Genomic DNA, 17,663 nt, shown 5'->3' on the forward strand with positions numbered 1-17,663 from the left:
ATCTTTGTTTCTTGCACGTATAGAAGCACCAATACGAAGTCGGGATGCTGTTAAGCGAGAGAGGTCTTGTCACCAGAATGGTGAAACGATTTGGCGCACATCTTATTGAACCCTACTGAGGAAGCAGCATTAGGTTCATTCACAACAATAGTGAAGACTCACAACTATTGTGAAAGCCGAAGTCGTTCGTGATAGCATGTAGTGAGCAAGACAAGCCGTGAGATGCGCTTCCAAAGAGAAGGAAGATAAAGGCGTATAGAATTGTTGCGCATACAGAGCCGAGACGTTCCAGAAAGACACTGGAACTTGACTCGTAGAGTGTCCCGGTAGCACTTCTCGTGCAAACCGGAAAGCACAGTGAATACTACGTGCGACTCGCAGTCAGTTTTCTTCGTGCATCTGGCTCAGAAGACGAGTCATTGTATTGGGGTGAACCCCCAGCAACTTTGCTGCTCTCCCTTTGTGACCCTGGGTCGTACGGAGAGCCTGCTCAACGGCTGCCTCACGCAATTTTGCCAGGTCAATGAACGGGAGATCGACTTGACTATCACCCTGTGGCTTGCGACCAGGCAACACGGGCTCGCATTCGAGGACGTAGCTCTGTTCGATCACAAAGCCAAGCTGCCGCACGTTTCCGGGCCATTGGTACTCGCAGAAGTCACGCAGCTTGTCGGCTGAAGGCTTCCACAGCGGACGTTCATACTGGGCGGCGAACTTCTCGGAGAAATACTCGACAAAGCGTGGGATATCGGCTTGCCGCTCTCGCAGTGGCGGCATCTTTAGTTCGACAAGATTCAAGCGATAGTAGAGGTCTTCGCGAAAATTGCCGGCCGCTACTTCTTCTTCGAGGTTGCGATTCGTCGCGGCAACTACCTGCACATCGATGCTCACGGGCGTGGCTGAGCCGACAGGTGTGACTTCGCCCTCTTGCAAGACACGAAGCAGTTTCGCCTGCAATTCCAAGGGCATATCACCGACTTCATCGAGGAAGACGATTCCCTGCTGAGCGGTGCGGAAGACACCCAGGCTGGCACCGGTAGCGCCAGTAAACGCACCACGTTCGTGGCCGAATAGTTGGCTTTCAGCCAACGAAGGGGTCAATGCGGCGCAATTGACTGGTACGAAAGGCTTTGACCGTCGGGGGCCAAGGCGGTGGAGCATTCTCGCCCATACTTCTTTGCCGGTGCCCGTTTCGCCGGTAATTAGAACCGTGCATTCGACCTGGGCGGCACGCTGTGCGTGTGTGGCGATGCGTCCTACGTTCGCATCATCGCCGATTAATAGGCTTTCAGAGTCTGTCGGCGGGAGTTCCGCGAAAGATTGAAGACTCGGAGGTGCAAAAGTTGTCATTTCTCAGTTCCCACACAGGCTGAAGTCAGCCTGCTCCCTCTTGTTTGCCTGCGGCAATCGCGATGCTAATGCTCCAAATGGAGCAAACCTTTCGAGAAAGCTGCAGAGAAGTTCAAATCACTAGCGTTCCAGCCTGTTTTTACTTGAAATGAAACGGTTAATTGATGTGTGCTGCGAGCGATTCTTGCTAGCAGCGGGCCAAACCTGTTCCGGCTTTAATCATAATCGCTCTGCGTAAAATGCTCAAACCTTTGCCAACAAAACGATTAGGAATTTAGAGAGTCGGTAGGGGTTAGCGCAATTGCACTGACTCCCAGAGGATCTGAAAACGACATAAGTCACTGAAATGGATAGGCTTACGTTGATTTCAGTCACAAGAGGCTCCAACGCCCATACAGGCTGAGTAGCATGCCCAGAGAGGCTACTTTGGGGCGTTCTGTTCTGTTTCTGGCGGGGCCCACGGTTCGAGTTCAACTTTCGGAAGCCCACCCTCGCCTGAGGCATAGACCATGACATGTTGCCATGGCAACTTGTCGTACTGAGAGACAAGCAAAAATCCTTGAGCGGTCAGTTCACGATGGACTTGCCGCTTGCTCATCTTGTGAAGCGGGCGAATGGGAACGCCTGGGTCCTCTTCGCGAAATTCAACCAGCACGAGCCTGCCATCAGGTTTCAGCGATTTCTTGACCTCTTTCATAACTGGTGGCGGATCAGACAACTCGTGATAGACGTCCACCATCAGGACGAGGTCGACTTTTCCTTCTGGCAGTCCCGACTCCTCGTCCGTTGCTAGAATCGGCTCGACGTTGTTGAACCCGCGCGTTTCGACCCTTCGATTTAGCTTCTCAAGCATCTCCGGCTGAATATCGACCGCGAGCACTTTTCCTCGTGGTCCCACACGTTTGGCCATCTGAATTGCGTGGTATCCGTTCCCGCAACCAAAGTCGCAAACAGTTTGACCGCGCTGAATGTCTAGAAACTTGTAGAGCTCTCCCGGGCGCTCTTCCTCTTCACGGCTTTTACGGAATAGCCAGCCAGCGTGGAGATGACTCATTGTTGGGGCGATAGTGCGCCCCAAGTAGGTTTTAGGAGCTTCCGCAAAGCGATTCTGGGCGAGAGAATCGCTGATGAAAAAACTGCCGATTGCAATGAGCACTATCGGCAATACAGTTTGCTTCTGAGGAAACATCTCAAGCTCCATAGAAAGGCGGAACTTGATTGTAGCGAAAACTTGCACCTAAGCAGCCGCTTTGGCAGAGTTGTCACTGATTGCTACGACACTGATGTCGAGTCGTTTGGCGGTGCGATAAAACTCCTGAGCTTCGAGAAGTATCGTTTGCTCGCTTTCTACAACCAACAGGTTTCCGCCTGCCTTGGCGATCGACTCCAGTGTCTGAGTCCCCACGGTTGGGACGTCGAAACGCATGTCCTGCCCAGGCTTTGCGACTTTTACGACTGTAAACCCTGAGTGCCCACACAAATCCCCCGCACGTTGGATACAGAGATCTGTGCCCTCGATTGCTTCGACTGCCAGAACGGCCTGGTTTTTCACGCACACGGTTTGACCCACATCCAGGCCACCCATTGATTTGGCTAGGTTCCAACCGAAATCCAAGTCGCGACGTTGACGAACAGATGGTGCCTTGCCAGCGACGAGGCCGTTTTTCACCAACAGCTCAGGTGCAAAACGCGTTGGTGCTTCGAAGCGAATGCCAGCCCCCGCGAAAGCTTCGATCAGGGTCAGCATAACGGTGTCGTCCTTACGATCTTTCGTTCCTGAGAGAAGTTGGCCTGAGAAAGCGGTCAGGCACTTGAAGTCGGGACGGTGTCGCCACCACCAGCCGGGCCTGAAGAACTGAGCTTTGTGAATCTTGCCTGCCATCACGGCTTCCTTGACGCCATGCTTGCGCAAGAATCGAATCGACTTGCCGACACTGCCGATGCCAATCCAAAGGAACTCATCGCACAACGCCTCGAGCTTTGGGTCGGCATGATCGATGACACCCAGTCCAACGAGAGGGCGGCCTTCATCCTTGGCAGCTTCAGCGACTCGAAGCGGCAGCTTTCCCCATCCAGCAAGGACTCCCAGAGGAGCTAGATCACTCTCGATTGGGCTTTCGGCTGAGAGCTTCATGGCAAGGTACATTCCCGTGCGAAGGCTGTTTGGTTGACCGACTAAGCGGCTTTTTCGTTAGGTTCTGAGCTGGATTTGGACATTTGGCTTTCTACCAGAGCTTGGAGTTGCTTTTGAGCCGCACGGAATTGACGACGCATCTCAGGGAGCTTAGCAATGGCGGCCATCTGTACTTTTTGTTGACGAACAGGAGTTGCTGGAGCACCAAGCATGATTTCGCCTGCGGGAACGTCGTTGGGAATACCACTCTTGGAGCCAAGAATTGCTCGCTCTCCAATATGGACATGATCGCGAACGCCCACTTGTCCTGCCATGACGACGTAGTCGCCTGTGGTTGTACTACCGGCGATTCCGACTTGAGAGCAGATAAGATTGTGCCGTCCGATCTGGCAGTTGTGAGCAATCATCACTAGATTGTCGATCTTCGTTCCCTCGCCAATAATTGTTGGCCCGAAGGTCCCACGGTCGATCGTCGTGGCAGCGCCGACTTCCACGTCATCGTGGATTTCCACGTACCCCAACTGTTGCGACAATAGATGCTGTCCATCAGTTTCTTCGTAGCCGAATCCGTACGCGCCGATGACAGCCCCAGCGTGGATTAAGCAGCGTTCGCCAATCGAAGTCTCTTCGTAGAGTACAACATTTGGGAATAAAGTGCTGTCTTTCCCGATGCGACATCCGGCGAGAATTCGGACACCGGCATGAACGACAACGTTGTCACCGAGAACGACCTCGTCTCCGATAATGGCCCCTGCGTGGACCTCGACGTTCTCGCCAAGCCGAACGTTTTCGCCAATGATGGCCTGCGAGCTAATGCCGCTGTTCGATGTCTCACGACGAGGCCGAAACTGCAACACGGCCTTTGTCACGGCTTCATTGACATCGTCGACAACGATTGAAGATTTTCCTGAGCAGTCCAGCTCTGCGGTGACGATCGCTGCTGGAGCTTCTGAGGCAGCCAACGCTTTTTGGTGGCTTTCGTCTGTGGCAAACGTGACTTCCGTCGGGCCGGCCAGAGCGAGGCGTCGCACATTTGTAATCCGGAGAGAGCCCTCTCCGTTGAGCCTTCCACCGACGATTTCCGCCAACTCGGCTAGCGTCATCTCCATGCGTGTCTCCCCTTCATCCTCTGTTTTACTGAGCCGCAAACAGTGCAAGGCTGCTAGCAAGCAACTGGATTTGATCTGTACCGCGGATCAGCGATCTGATCTCGCGCGGCTGCGGATAGTACCGAAGAGGACGACTGGCGCTAAGGTCAGTCACTCGCTGGCATTGCCAGCGGCTGAGGTCTCTCGAACTGTGCGAATCGCTTCTTCGAAGGTTTCCTGTAAACGCAGGAAACTTTGAAGATCGCCACCACGGTCGGGGTGAAGCGTTTTCACCTTCTCACGGTAGGCCTCCATGACTTCTTCTTCGCTGCAGCCAGGGGAGAGTCCCAAAGTTGTTAGGCAGTTCGGGCGGTCGCGCAATGCCCAGTAGGGAACTCTGGGGACGTGACGTGTGACGACAACGAGTGCTCGGCGCAGGGACCGCAGATAGCGGCGGAAATCGAGAACCATAAACACATAGCCCAGGATGGGGGTCCCAAAGGCGATCCCAAAGAACAGGGCCATCACCGTGCTATCAAACGTGTTCGGCCAAGACTCCTGCGCTGTGGCTGCTAGCAAGTAAGTAGGCATGAATGAGCTTCGTTACGTAGCGGACCTCGAATGAGCTGAAGCAGAACTTGCTCTGCCAGTTGTTCTCTGCCCCTTGCCATAGCGTGCTGCGAGCCTGTCCGCCGATTCACCGCGACGATCTTTCCACGCGAGTGACCAATTTAACAAGGTCTGACGCACAATGCCTTGTTCCTGCCAGCGACGAGCCGAGACAACGATTGGGCCCGGAAGAATCGTTGGGGAATGACCACTCTTTCGCAATGCACGCATCAGGCGCAAGTCTTCCATGAGTGGGATGTTCGGAAATCCGCCAATGGACTCGAAGAATTCGCGACGGAAGAACAAACCTTGATCGCCGTAGGGTATGCGGAGTTGCCTAGCCCGAAAGGTATTTCCTGCTTCAAGAAGTCGATAGAGCCCGCCGCGTGCGTCGATGCTTTGCCGGAACGCCCCATAGCAAGCCTGTTTGTCGGCAAGGTCAGTCTCCAATTGCTTTCGAGCTTGGGGGGCAAGCCAGGTATCGGCGTGAAGAAACAACAGAACATCGCCAGCGGCGAGTGCGGCACCGGCGTTTTGCTGCGGGCCGCGGCCCCGAGGGGCTTGGAAAACCTTGCTTGCCTTCCGCTTCGCGAGACTCTCGGTCTCATCCTCACTTCCCCCGTCAACAACGATCACTTCTGCCGGGGAGAGATTCCACGCATGATCGATTGCGACTTCGATCGTCGCCGCCTCGTCGAGCGTTGGGATGATGATTGAGAGATTCAAGAGGCTTCACTGGCCGAGGATTGAAGGGCAACGTCTTCGAAAATAAAGCGGCTTTTTTTATCTAACAGTTGCTTTGTCAGCCGGCCCTCATGGAGCCAGACCTTGTAGCGAAGCTCAAGTGATTCACCACGCTTGATGGTATGGGGTCCCTGTTTATGTTCGCCACTTGGAAAGTCTTTCTTTCCGAAAGGATTCGCTGTGATGAGTCCGTAGTTGCGGGCATGCCAGCGGCAAGGATGCCGAAAGTTCTTCGGATGGCTGAAGATCGTGATGCCGACCGTCTCGTCGTCGACGGGGCCGGTCGCGTCGAGCCACTTCGCGGGCTGTCCCCATGCGGCAACATTCTTCTGGCCCTCACTGTTAAGTAGATGGCCGTCGAGTTTTGCATCGACTTTCATCGTGCCCGCTACCCGCATGGCAAAAGTTCCCTCCTTAGTGTCGCCGAAGGTGAGGTCACCTTCGGTCGCCATGATTTCGATTCTGAAATCAATCCAACGAGAGCCATCCCGATCGCCACCAAAGATAAGTGTTCGTTGGTCTTCGCATACTTTCTCGAGCCCGGCAGTCCAAATGTTTTGAGTCACAAGGCGAAGGTCGTTGCCAATTTCGGAGAGATCGACAAAGTGGTGATGAACAATTTCGGTGCGATTTTTTCCTGTCGGTTCTAACCAAAAGTCGTGCCCGTTGACGTTGCCATGAGCGAACCAGAGCGAACGATGATGGGGGTGGTCGTCAGTTTCGTTGTCCAAAAGTGGTCCGAGAGGAAAAGATCGCGTCACGGGTTCGCCCGTGGGGCCAATGATCGGCCATACAACGGGCTGATGGCCAGACTTCTTGAGATAGGCCGCAAAGGGTTCTCCATCGATTTGGATGTTCACTCCTTGGTCGTTTTTCTCGCCGGTGACTTTGGGCTTCTCCTTCGTTTTGCCACGTACCACGACATCATCGAAATTGCCGTGGTCGTCGAACGTGCCGAGTCCTACGCGTCCCCAGGTGAACGTCTTATCGACGGTCGTCATCCGAGGCTTTTTCATATCGTCGAAAAAAACTTCGATCAGGCCTGATTCGGTTTCGTGCCGGACCTTCACTTGATGCCAAGCATCGGTCCACGGAGTGCTATTCGCATTCTCCTGGGTGATCGCTTTGCGAGCACTTCCATTGACGATCATGATTTGACAGGAATGAGGGTCGGCTTTCGCACCTAGATGGACATAGTAAAAGTGGGCCGGGTCTTGGCCACCCCAGAAAAAACAGAGGTCGCGATGAGGGCCAGCGTTGCGATTCGTATTTTGCACTTTGGCTGTGAGTTCGAACGTACCGTCAACAACTTGCTTTGACCATGCAATGCTGTGTGGACTGCGGTACGGCGGCTGGTAGGAACAGGGACCCGTGACACGTAAGACGTGATTGGTAACTCCGTCTCGCATGACGCCCTTCTTGATGTGCCAGACGGGCTGCTTATTGGGCTGGTCAGTAGTCGTCCAGCGTTTCAGCCCCTCCTCAAAACCTTCTTTGAACAGAACGGGAAGTTCCTCTGCAGAAGATCTCGCCTGAGTGGCGACGAGCGAAACAAGCAGTGCAAATAGCCATCGAACGGTAATTGGCATGGGTTTCCTCAAGGCGTGAAAACGATATGCCAGTGTAGCGAAATCGGGTGTTGTCGGCATGCCCCAGAAAACGGTCGTCCTTTACGCGGAAGATCACTGCCCCCTCGACCAGACGCCACCCCGTGGTCTATTTTGTAGGTTTAGTCGGCTGTTTTCTAACACACACATTCATATGCCCCGCGATTTCCTCAAACATACCAAAGACCACTACGACGTTGTCGTCATCGGAAGCGGCCTCGCTGGTCTAACGTCAGCGAATATCTTAGCCCGTCAGGGGCGCTCGGTCCTGCTCCTAGAGCAGCATTACAAGCTGGGGGGGATGGCCACTTGGTTCAAACGCCCTGGGGGGCACATCTTTGATATTTCCCTCCACGGCTTCCCCTACGGAATGGTGAAGAGCTGCCGTCGCTATTGGACCAAGGAGATCGCGGAGTCAATCGTCCAACTCGACGGAGTGCGTTTTGACAATCCTATGTTCTCGCTCTGGACGAGTTTCACACGGGAAGACTTTACCAGACAGTTGATTGAAAAATTCCAGGTCGAGCCCCAAGCCGTGAACGATTTCTTTGATACGGCCCGTGGGATGAATTTTTACGACGATCAAGAAATGACCACCGGAGAACTCTTTGAGAAGTTCTTCCCAGGGCGTAAGGATGTCATTCGCCTGCTGATGGAGCCGATTACTTACGCCAACGGCAGCACGCTCGAAGATCCGGCAATCAGCTATGGCATCGTGTTCAGCAACTTCATGTCTAAGGGGGTCTTCACCTTTCAAGGGGGTACCGACAAGCTCATCCATCAGATGGAAGAGGAATTGGAGGCCAACGGAGTCGACATCGGCATTCGATCAAACGTTCAGAAGATCAACGTCGAAGCAGAAAAAGTGACCTCCGTTGAGGTGAACGGCAAGACCATCCGCTGCGACGCCGTGGTCAGCAATGCAAACGTTAGACAGACAATTTTCGATCTTGTGGGAGAAGAGAAGTTCGACCAGGGATTTATTGACGATGCCAAAGCCGTTCGTCTGAACAATAGTAGTACGCAGGTTTACATGGCGCTTGAAGAGGATGATCGCCTCGACGTCAACGAGCTTGGTGATTTGCTCTTCAGCAGCGAGGCCCCCTACTTTCGGACTGAGGCTTTGCTTTCCCGCGACATCACCAGTCGCACTTATTCGTTTTACTATCCAAAGACACGCCCGCAGGGTCGGCCGCGTTGCTTGATTGTCAGTAGTACGAACGCTCACTTCGACGATTGGGCCCATCTGCCAGAGAGTGAGTATGAGGCGAGCAAGAAAGACCTCTGCGAGACCACGCTCGAAGCACTCAATAAGTACGTTCCTAATATCCGTGATCGAGTGGTCCACGTCGAAGCCAGCACGCCTCGCAGCTTCAAGCATTACACCAACCACCCCGCAGGGGCGAGCTTTGGGACGAAGTTCGAGGGCCTTGCGGTGAGTCGGGCTCTGCCGCAACAGATCGCAGGGCTCTACCATGCGGGTAGCGTTGGCATCATCATGAGTGGCTGGCTGGGCGCAATGAACTACGGTGTGATCGTCGCCAACGAAGTCGATAGCCAGTTGATGAATAACAGTTCCGCCTCGACGGCCGGTTTTGAAAAGTCAGTCGTCGAGGACGTCGCCAGCTAAGTCCTGCCAAAGTCTGACCAAGTTACCCCAGCGATTCGCATGTCCCTCGAAGCCATCAAAGCCGCGATTCCGCATCGCGAACCCTTTCTACTTATCGACGAAATCGTTGAGCAGTCCGACGACCGGATTGTTTGTCGCAAGACCTTCTCAGGCGATGAGTTTTGGTATGCGGGGCACTTTCCCGATTTTCCAATTACCCCCGGCGTCATCATGTGCGAGGCGGCCATGCAAGCAGGGGCCGTGTTGCTAGCGAAACATGCGGAGCCTGGCGGTGATACCGTTCCTGTGGCAACTAGAGCGGATAACGTCAAGTTCAAGAAGATGGTCATGCCCGGTGACACGGTCGCGTTTGAAGTAACGCTCAACGAACAACTTTCAGGCGCGTTTTTCTTAAGTGCCAAAGCCATGGTCGATGGCAAGGTTTGCACACGTTTCGACTTCGCCTGCACCCTTGCTGAAAGAACTGGGCATTAGGCAATGGCTTTGTTTCAGAGCCATCAATCGTAAGCTGTCGGGTTTCGAGGGATTTGATGCCAGAAGACTTCTTGCAACTCGAAGGACGACGCATCGCCGTGTTCGGCGTGGCGAATCGCAAGAGCGTCGCTTTTCATATCGCCAAACTGCTCGAAGCAGCAGGGGCTGAGGTCGTCTACGTCGTGCGTTCCGAAGAGCGACAGACGTCCGTAGCCAAGTTGACCGGCAGCTCACGCGTTCATGTTTGTGACGTGGAGCACCAAGAGCAGATTGATACGCTAGCCGATCTGTTGAAGGAGAAGTACGGACAACTGCACGGCGTCGTCCACTCAATAGCCTTCGCTGACTACGATGAGCGGGGCATGATCCCGTTTCACGAAACAAGCCGTGAGCAATTACTTCGAACTTTCGACATTTCCTGCTACTCTCTGATTGCACTCTCCAAGGCTCTGCAGGACCTACTCGCCAAGGATGCCTCAGTCGTAACGATTTCGATTTCCACAACTCGCATGGCGAGCGAGAACTACGGGTTTATGGCTCCAGTCAAAGCGGCACTCGATTCGAGCCTGGCGTTCTTGGCAAAGTCTTTCAGCAAGTTCTCAGAAGTCCGCTTCAATGCGGTAGCACCTGGATTGCTGAAGACCTCGGCATCTGCGGGGATTCCGGGTTATGTCGATTCTTACCTCTACGCGGAGCGGGCGACTCTCCGTGGGCGTGCCGTGAAGACCGAAGAGGCTGCCTCAGCCGCCGCATTTCTCTTAAGTCCCCGTTCTAGCGGGATAAACGCTCAGCGAATCGTGGTAGACGCTGGGATGGAGGTCAACTATTTCGACGAACGTCTCATCCGGCCTGCCGTCGAATCTTTGGGCGAGTAGGGCGAATCGGGGACGGCTCTTCTCTAGTGTACGCTAGCTATAAGTTCAATCTGGGTTACACTTTACTGTGGGAGCCGGGTTCCGCTATCGAGCGGTCAGTCGGCCCCATTGTAATGACGTGAATAGAGAACCTTATCAGGCATTTGGCAGCCGAACGCAGTAACCGCGTCGTGGCCCTCGATATTTTTGCTGGGACGACTGCGTTGGCTGCTGCCGCAAAACCTACGGCAAACCTAACAGCACCGTGGCCAGCGAATTTCTAGACCTTGTCCGTCGCAGCAAGCTTGTCGAAGCGGAAGCGCTCGAACAGTTCCTTGAGGGACTTGCCGTGAAACATGGCGGTAAGATTCCGAGTACGAAAGAAGAGCAATCGGCTGCGCTGGTCGAAGCGGAACTGCTGACGCAGTGGCAGGCGGACAAGCTTCTGCTGGGTAAGCACAAAGGCTTCATGCTCGGCAAGTATAAGCTGCTAAACTTGCTAGGGCGTGGAGGCATGAGCCAGGTCTATTTGGCTGAGCACATGCTGATGAAGCGCAAGGTAGCCATTAAAGTGCTGCCTAAAAACCGCGTCGCGGATTCTTCGTACCTAGATCGGTTTCGCATCGAAGCCAGGGCGGCAGCCAAGCTCGACGACCCGAACATTGTGCGTGCTTACGACATCGATCAAGACGGCGACACCCATTACCTGGTAATGGAGTACGTCAAAGGGCGTGACTTACACATCGTTGTGAAAGAGGATGGCCCACTTAAGTATGAATTGGCTGCGGACTATATCGCTCAAGTCGCACGGGGGCTCGACCATGCTCATGAAATGGGGCTCGTGCATCGCGACATCAAGCCAGCGAATTGTCTTCTGGATGAAAAGGGCACTGTGAAGCTGCTCGATATGGGGCTTGCGCGGCTCGTTGGTGACGAGGCATCGCTCACGCTTGAGAACAATGAGAATGTCCTGGGTACGGCTGATTATCTCGCTCCAGAGCAAGCGCTCAACAGTCACAAGGCGGACCATCGGGCCGATATTTATAGTCTGGGCTGCACGCTCTACTACCTGCTAACTGGCCATCCGCCATTTCCTGAGGGAACGATTTCTGAGCGTTTGCTCAAGCATCAGGTCGAAGAGGCACCGAGCATCGCCAACGACCGACCCGATGTGCCGCCCTCTCTGGTCGTCATCTGCAACCGCATGATGGCGAAGAGCGCTGACGAGCGTTACCAGACTGCTGGTGAAGTGAACGAAGCCCTCTCCGATTGGCTCGCTGACCGTGGCTATGATGTCGGGGATAGCGGAAAACGCACGGGAAGCAGCGATTCGGGCGGCGTTGGCAGCGATGTGTTTCGACGCTTTGCCGCCTCGATGGGCAAGACGAGCGGCGATTCGGGTGCGAAGCAAAAGACGAGCGACTCTGGGAGACCATCGGCTCCTCCCGAGCCAGAAGAGGATATCGGCCTAGCACCAATCGAAGATGAAACAGCCGAAGAAGCCGAAGACTCGAGCGACGATCTTTCCGACTCTTCTACTGAGGCTGCACCAGAGCCCGAACCCGTCGGGCCGCAAGTTTCGCTTTTTGAAGAAGAGATGCTCGCCAAGGAGCAGGAGCAAAAGCGTCCACTTCGAAATCTTAGTGACACCTTTGATCCACTTAATCCGCCAGGCTTCTCTGGCCCCAGCTACGGGACTCCCGGATGGGTTTACGCGATGGTTGGCGTGGGAGTTTTCGCGGTTCTAGCAGTCATTGTTGGGTTTGTCGTCTTTGGCTAGGTTTGCACTTGGTAACCCACATCCGTGGCGTTGCCCACTACGCGGCTCTGTTGCCAGCGAACGCCCAGCATCTGGCAGTTGATTCCTGAGCCAATCCCCAGCATAGCAATCGAATCTCCCCGCTGAAACTTCCCCGCTTCAGCACCAAGGGCCATCGTTACTGGGAGAGCAGCGGCTCCCGTGTTGCCAAGTGTCTCAAGGGTCGGGACATCGAGCGATTCGTCAAGCTCAAGCTCTTCGAAGAGTAACTTGCGATGGGCCACGCCAACTTGATGGCAGACGGTACGTCGAATATCTTCGCGTGACCATTTCAGTTCGGATAGAAAATGTTCGAACGTCTGGGCACCTGCCGCAACGCCTCGTCGCATGAGTTGTTCGCTATCGGTTTGCATGAAGGTTTCCAACCCCTCGCTTTGACACAACTCATGGTGATCGGTCGAAGCGGTTACCGCTCCTCCCAGCAGTTGATTCCCGGTTTGACTCAGGTCTCTGTGACAGAGCAGGGCCGCCACACTAGCGGAACCAATCGTCAGCGAGGCGACCAGTAGTTTGATATTCTTGCGGGTGACGGCTTCATCCTCGTTGATTCTTTTGACCGTGTTTTCGACCAGATTACGTCCGCATTCCGTGCCGACGACGAGCCCCGCTTTGATTTGGCCCAGCTCGATCATGTTGGCAAGCTGCACCATCCCCGTCAGGATGCCGAGACAGGCGTTCGAAACATCGTAAATCATGCATTGCTGCGGGAGCCCAACGGCATGATGAACGCCACAAGCGGTGGCAGGCTCAAGAAAATCGCGGCAGACGGAGCCGTGAATAAGGGCCCCAATCTGGTGAGGATCAATGCCGCTGGCAGCTATTGCGTTCTTCGCACTTCTGGCACTCACGGAACCCGGTGTCGTTCCCGGCGTGTAGAATCTTCGTTCGCGGATGCCGGTCATCAGTTCGAGCCGGCCTTCGGGAAGCTTGAGACGCTTGTAGCCCGCTGCAAGACGCTGTTCCAACTGTTCAGTCGTCACCACCTCTTCAGGGAGATAGTACCCGAGGGACTCAAGGCAGACGTTTTCAAACTTCATCTGGTGGGGAACCGTTGGAGACAGCGAATCGTAGAAAACCAACGATAGCCGTCAAAGCCGCGTTGGTAAATGAGCGGCTTGAGGTTAGGTTGTTCAATCGCATCTGTAGGGAAGGCCCTCCAGGTTTCATCCCGTAAAAGTAACTAGCTAGTCCCGATGAGTTCGAATCCATCCGCCTCACATCGCCGTGCCGACTTGATCGCCCTTGCTGTGGCGATGGTGTTACCCACGGCGATTACTTGGGCGTATTTTTTTCAGGCGGAGACCTTCTCCGCGGGCGTGCAGCAAAGCGTCTTTTCGACCGTGAAGACCTTACAATTCGTGTTTCCCGTCGGCTGGGTCTACCTCGTTCAGAAAAGGCGTCGGCGAGCTGCTTTGGAATCCAACGAGCCTCAGCAGTCCTCAGGGCTGCTACAAGGAATGGCCTTCGGAGTGGCTGTCGCGGTGGCTGGCGGAGCCCTTTATTGGTTTGTCTTAAAAGATGCTGCCTTCTTCGCTTCCGCGGGGGATGAGATACGCGCCAAGGTCAAAGGGTACGGGATCGACGCACCTTGGAAGTACGCAATTCTGGGAGCGTTCTACACGATTTGCCATTCCTTCCTTGAGGAATACTACTGGCGTTGGTTTGTGTTTCGACAGTTGAAAGCCTTCGTTTCGACGAACGCGGCAATTCTTATCTCAGCCCTGGGTTTTATGGCCCACCACGTTCTTGTCTTAGGGAAGTTCTTTGGGTTCGGGCATTGGTCGACGTGGGTTTTTTCTCTGGCCGTGGCCGCCGGTGGCATTGCGTGGGCCTGGCTTTACGAGCAGAGCGGCTCTCTCAAAGGACCTTGGCTGAGCCACGCAGTTGTTGACGCGGGGATATTTGCGATTGGTTACCACTTAGTCGCCGATTTAATCCAATAGTGATGGAAATCGGGAGACGGCTCAGCAAACTGGAATACCGGTTTTGCGGCCATATAGTGCTAGCGTAGAGAATTCCTGCCCAACATAGTCTTTTCGCTTGTAATAAATTACGCAAAGCGTATTCTCTGTGTGACTTGCATTTCTGACCTAAAGACCGCGTGACAACGGTCGCCAGCCAAAGGAGTTTGGTGCCAAGAATAGATAGGGAAGTCGATCAAATGCAGCGTTCTCTGCACTGTCACTAGTTTGACGTGCGAGCCCCAGGGAAATTCTTAGCCTTCAGATTATTGAATGGCTGGGTGGGGCTGAATTTCGAGACGCATAGGTCGTCACACATCTTGTAGGGACGCCGGCAGCACCCACGGATTGGAACTCATCATAATGACCGCAAAGATTTGCGGATTGGTTATGTGAGAGGCTGCACATTCCGCCGTTCGAGTCTTTCGAGCCTGATGTGTCGAGACCACGCCGCTTTATCAGCGGTATCGTTCATTGATGTCATTTTGCGCAAGAAACATGCGTAGAAGGATTAGCTTCTCTACCGATCTTGGTTGTCATCCGCCTGTTGGGAACTATGGCAGAGCGCCAATGATGGCGCGGGAAAGGATCGCAAGACCATGTCGAAGCCTTTGATTGGATTGAACGCAGATTATCGCCGCACGGACAACAGTTCCTCGGCTTTTACCTACATCGCAGCGGGCTACTACGACGAGATTCTTCGCTCGGGCGGCCTTCCCGTGGTTATTCCGCCTTACGAGGACGAGCAAGACATCGCTGATGTCTTGGATCGCCTCGACGGAATTATGCTGGTTGGCGGGGCCGATCTCGATCCTCGCCGTGATGGTTGGATGCTTCACCCGACAGTCAAGCTGCAAGATCCCCGCCGCGAATCGTTTGATCGCAAGCTCATGCGGTTGGTCGGCGAACGACGGCTCCCGATCCTGGGCATTGGTTCCGGGATGCAGTTGCTCAATGTTTCGCAAGGTGGCAATCTCATGTTGCACATTCCTGAGGATGTGCCGCACGCTCTGCCTCACCGCGACCCGCTCGACCCTTCGCATCGTCACACGTTAGAGCTAGCCGCTGGTTCGATTATGGACCGTGTCTACGGCGACGGTGAACTTCGTGTGAACAGCATGCACCACATGGCTGTTGATGAAGTCGCACCCGGCTTCCAAGTCACAGCCCGTTGCCCAGACGGTATTGTCGAAGCGATCGAGAGCACCCAGCAAGATTGGTTCGCTTTCGGTACACAGTTTCACCCTGAAGCCGAAACGGCCTCAGCATTGGACCAAAGAATCTTCGAAGAGTTCTTGGCTGGCGTCCACGAGATGAGCTCGCAGGTACGCTTAGTCGCTTAGTATTTCGTGCTCAGGAGGAGACCCGCACGCGGCCATGGATTGGCTGTCGTTTCCGAGGGCATGGATGCCCTCCGTTATTATCTCACTGCCTTCCTGGTGAGGACCGAACCCGGCGTTGGCGACGGATGTCGACGCCGGGTTTTTTTGCGCTAGGTCCGTGCAAATTAGCCTAGAGCGATTCCAAGCAACTTGGCGAACTCGCGCATCCAGTTCGCATTAGCAGGCCACGCAGGGGCGGTCACGAGATGGCCATCAACACACGCACTATCGAGGCCCTCGCTCGGCTCGTCCCAAGTCGCCCCCGCGAGTTCCAATTCCGGACGAAGCGCCGGATACGCCTGGCAGCGTTTCCCCTCAACGACTTTTGCGGCAGCCAAAATATGAGCCGCATGACAAGTAGCCGCTAGCGGCTTAGCCGAGGAGTCAAAGTAGCGGACCATCTCCAGCACCCGCTCATTCAGCCGCAGATACTCAGGCGCACGGCCCCCGGGAAGCACTAAGCCGTCATAGGCGGACTCTTCAATGCCAGACCAATCGAGATTGATCGCGAAGTTATGCCCAGGCTTCTCACTGTACGTTTGGTGGCCTTCGAAGTCATGAATCGCTGTCGCGACGGTCTCTCCTGCCTTCTTGTCGGGACATACCGTATCGACTTGCACGCCCAGCGTTTCCAAAATCTGCTTCGGCACCATGGCTTCGTAATCTTCGACGAAGTCGCCAACAATCATGAGGACTTTAAGATTGCTCATTTTTTAATTTACCGTTTGTATTTTAGAAAAAGCCAGCCGCCAACCTTGGTCGACGCTCGGATTGTTTGCGAACCATGCGTCGACTAAGGTCGGCGGCTAACCTGATAGGAATGACTATTGAGCGCTCGAGGAATCCCCTTCGACATCAACGAAAAAGATCTCAGGCATTCGTCGCATGTTGCCGTTTCGGTCGATGCAAGCGAGCGTGCTTTGGCCTTCGGCGAGAAGTTCGTTGTCGCGGAACACTTTGTATTCGTGTTCGAGCCGTGCCATGGTGAGATTCGTCACGCGGGTGTGGATGCGAAGGCGGTCACCAAACATTGCCGGTCGGTGATAACGGCAAGAGATGCTGTGGACGACCAGCAGAATGCCGTCGCGTTCCAGGTCGGCGTAGGCATGCCCGTGAGCCTTGAGCATCTCGACGCGGGCGAGTTCGAAATACTGGAAGTAATTGGCGTGGTGGACCACTCCCTGGCCGTCGGTCTCGTAATAGCGGACTTCGATCTCGAATTCGTGCTCGGCCATAGTGGCAGCCTATTCTCTTAAATGCTGTGTGAGTGGTGCATCGTAGGTGATTCTCGGGCGGAGTCCTACCCTCGCGTTCGCGTTGCGACAGTGCTGGCACAAGCGTATATTGGTGCGATTGGCGAGAATGGATAGAATGTACGCTTCGCGTGTGCCAGGCTGGCAGAGCTTTTCTGGAGTAAAGCAGTATGATGGATTCTGACGAGGGCGAAGGTGGCCAAGGAGTCGATTTCCTGACGATGCGGGGACACGACTATCCCTCGATCCGTCAGTTTACGGTGTTCTTGGAAAATCGTGTTGGGCAGCTTCTGGAAGTGGTTCGTCGTTTTGAGGGCAGCAACGTCCGGATTGTTGCTTTAACGATCACGGACTCGACGGAATGTGCCGTCGCACGTTTTTTGTTGAGCGACCCGGAGCAAGGTCGTGAAGTCTTGGAGCGTGCTGGGCTTCCGATCGTAGAGTCTGATCTAATTGGTGTCGAACTTCCCGATAGTCATCAGCCGTTGCTCCAGGTTTGCACGGCACTGCTGCAAGCGGAAGTGAACATCACCCAGGTCTATCCGTTGCTCCCCGGGCCGAACGGTCGCCCGGCGGTTGCCCTGATGGTGGACAACATCGATATGGCCTCCGATACGCTTGCAAACAAGGGATTTACCTCGCTCAATGAGGACGACTTGAAAGAGTATGAGTAGCCCCGCTTGCCCACAGTAACACCACGCTCCGCGTGGTTAGCTCTCCATAAACCTCAACCATCCCATCCCCTGACCACACGGAGT

The 17,663-nt window shown here is 54.5% G+C and carries 17 protein-coding genes; 7 read left to right on the forward strand and 10 right to left on the reverse strand.

Annotation, left to right across the window (positions count from 1 at the left end):
- Nucleotides 1-381: 381 nt before the first annotated feature.
- The 7 genes from RIB44_04020 to RIB44_04050 form a co-directional block, all read right to left on the reverse strand.
- On the reverse strand, nt 382-1,350 hold the full coding sequence (locus tag RIB44_04020; protein MEQ8615739.1) for a sigma-54 dependent transcriptional regulator: 969 nt from the start codon (nt 1,348-1,350) through the stop codon (nt 382-384).
- A 421-nt stretch (nt 1,351-1,771) separates the two neighbouring features.
- Nucleotides 1,772-2,404 (reverse strand): class I SAM-dependent methyltransferase, encoded by a 633-nt coding sequence (locus tag RIB44_04025; GenBank protein MEQ8615740.1) that lies wholly within the window; start codon nt 2,402-2,404, stop codon nt 1,772-1,774.
- 183 nt (nt 2,405-2,587) lie between these two features.
- Nucleotides 2,588-3,484: a UDP-2,3-diacylglucosamine diphosphatase LpxI gene (gene lpxI, locus RIB44_04030; protein ID MEQ8615741.1), complete on the reverse strand. Its 897-nt coding sequence runs from the start codon at nt 3,482-3,484 to the stop codon at nt 2,588-2,590.
- Between the two features lie 41 nt (nt 3,485-3,525).
- The gene (gene lpxD / locus RIB44_04035) at nt 3,526-4,593 is read right to left on the reverse strand and encodes a UDP-3-O-(3-hydroxymyristoyl)glucosamine N-acyltransferase (protein MEQ8615742.1); all 1,068 of its coding nucleotides are present in this window, start codon (nt 4,591-4,593) and stop codon (nt 3,526-3,528) included.
- A 150-nt stretch (nt 4,594-4,743) separates the two neighbouring features.
- The gene (locus RIB44_04040) at nt 4,744-5,163 is read right to left on the reverse strand and encodes a J domain-containing protein (GenBank protein MEQ8615743.1); all 420 of its coding nucleotides are present in this window, start codon (nt 5,161-5,163) and stop codon (nt 4,744-4,746) included.
- 12 nt (nt 5,164-5,175) lie between these two features.
- Entirely contained in the window at nt 5,176-5,907 is a 732-nt protein-coding gene (locus RIB44_04045; GenBank protein MEQ8615744.1) for a TIGR04283 family arsenosugar biosynthesis glycosyltransferase, read from the reverse strand.
- A complete protein-coding gene (locus RIB44_04050) occupies nt 5,904-7,514 on the reverse strand; it encodes a PmoA family protein (GenBank protein ID MEQ8615745.1) in 1,611 nt (536 codons plus the stop codon). Before RIB44_04050 ends, RIB44_04045 begins: the two co-directional genes overlap by 4 nt.
- 172 nt (nt 7,515-7,686) lie before the next feature.
- Between RIB44_04050 and RIB44_04055 the strand changes: the two genes are divergently transcribed.
- The 4 genes from RIB44_04055 (at nt 7,687) to RIB44_04070 (ending at nt 12,270) form a co-directional block, all read left to right on the forward strand.
- Nucleotides 7,687-9,162 (forward strand): NAD(P)/FAD-dependent oxidoreductase, encoded by a 1,476-nt coding sequence (locus RIB44_04055; GenBank protein MEQ8615746.1) that lies wholly within the window; start codon nt 7,687-7,689, stop codon nt 9,160-9,162.
- A gap of 39 nt (nt 9,163-9,201) precedes the next feature.
- Complete coding sequence (gene fabZ, locus RIB44_04060; GenBank protein MEQ8615747.1) at nt 9,202-9,636, forward strand: 3-hydroxyacyl-ACP dehydratase FabZ; 435 nt, start codon at nt 9,202-9,204, stop codon at nt 9,634-9,636.
- Nucleotides 9,637-9,692: 56 nt separating this feature from the next.
- A complete protein-coding gene (locus RIB44_04065; protein MEQ8615748.1) occupies nt 9,693-10,511 on the forward strand; it encodes an SDR family oxidoreductase in 819 nt (272 codons plus the stop codon).
- A gap of 244 nt (nt 10,512-10,755) precedes the next feature.
- Nucleotides 10,756-12,270: a serine/threonine-protein kinase gene (locus tag RIB44_04070; protein ID MEQ8615749.1), complete on the forward strand. Its 1,515-nt coding sequence runs from the start codon at nt 10,756-10,758 to the stop codon at nt 12,268-12,270.
- On the opposite strand, the gene RIB44_04075 is transcribed toward RIB44_04070, so the two are convergent.
- Nucleotides 12,267-13,346: a 3-oxoacyl-ACP synthase III gene (locus tag RIB44_04075; GenBank protein MEQ8615750.1), complete on the reverse strand. Its 1,080-nt coding sequence runs from the start codon at nt 13,344-13,346 to the stop codon at nt 12,267-12,269. The two genes, RIB44_04070 and RIB44_04075, sit on opposite strands and share 4 nt — an antisense overlap.
- 156 nt (nt 13,347-13,502) lie before the next feature.
- Here RIB44_04075 and RIB44_04080 point away from each other — a divergent pair, with 156 nt between their 5' ends.
- On the forward strand, nt 13,503-14,252 hold the full coding sequence (locus tag RIB44_04080) for a CPBP family intramembrane glutamic endopeptidase (protein MEQ8615751.1): 750 nt from the start codon (nt 13,503-13,505) through the stop codon (nt 14,250-14,252).
- A gap of 617 nt (nt 14,253-14,869) precedes the next feature.
- Nucleotides 14,870-15,613: a gamma-glutamyl-gamma-aminobutyrate hydrolase family protein gene (locus RIB44_04085; GenBank protein ID MEQ8615752.1), complete on the forward strand. Its 744-nt coding sequence runs from the start codon at nt 14,870-14,872 to the stop codon at nt 15,611-15,613.
- Between the two features lie 164 nt (nt 15,614-15,777).
- On the opposite strand, the gene RIB44_04090 is transcribed toward RIB44_04085, so the two are convergent.
- Complete coding sequence (locus RIB44_04090; protein MEQ8615753.1) at nt 15,778-16,362, reverse strand: DJ-1/PfpI family protein; 585 nt, start codon at nt 16,360-16,362, stop codon at nt 15,778-15,780.
- A gap of 114 nt (nt 16,363-16,476) precedes the next feature.
- Entirely contained in the window at nt 16,477-16,887 is a 411-nt protein-coding gene (locus RIB44_04095) for a thioesterase family protein (protein MEQ8615754.1), read from the reverse strand.
- A 191-nt stretch (nt 16,888-17,078) separates the two neighbouring features.
- Here RIB44_04095 and RIB44_04100 point away from each other — a divergent pair, with 191 nt between their 5' ends.
- Nucleotides 17,079-17,579, forward strand: coding sequence for an acetolactate synthase (locus RIB44_04100; GenBank protein ID MEQ8615755.1), 501 nt, complete (start codon nt 17,079-17,081; stop codon nt 17,577-17,579).
- The last annotated feature ends 84 nt before the right edge of the window (nt 17,580-17,663 follow it).

This window comes from Lacipirellulaceae bacterium (genome assembly GCA_040218535.1).
Taxonomy (GTDB): Bacteria; Planctomycetota; Planctomycetia; order Pirellulales; family Lacipirellulaceae; genus Adhaeretor.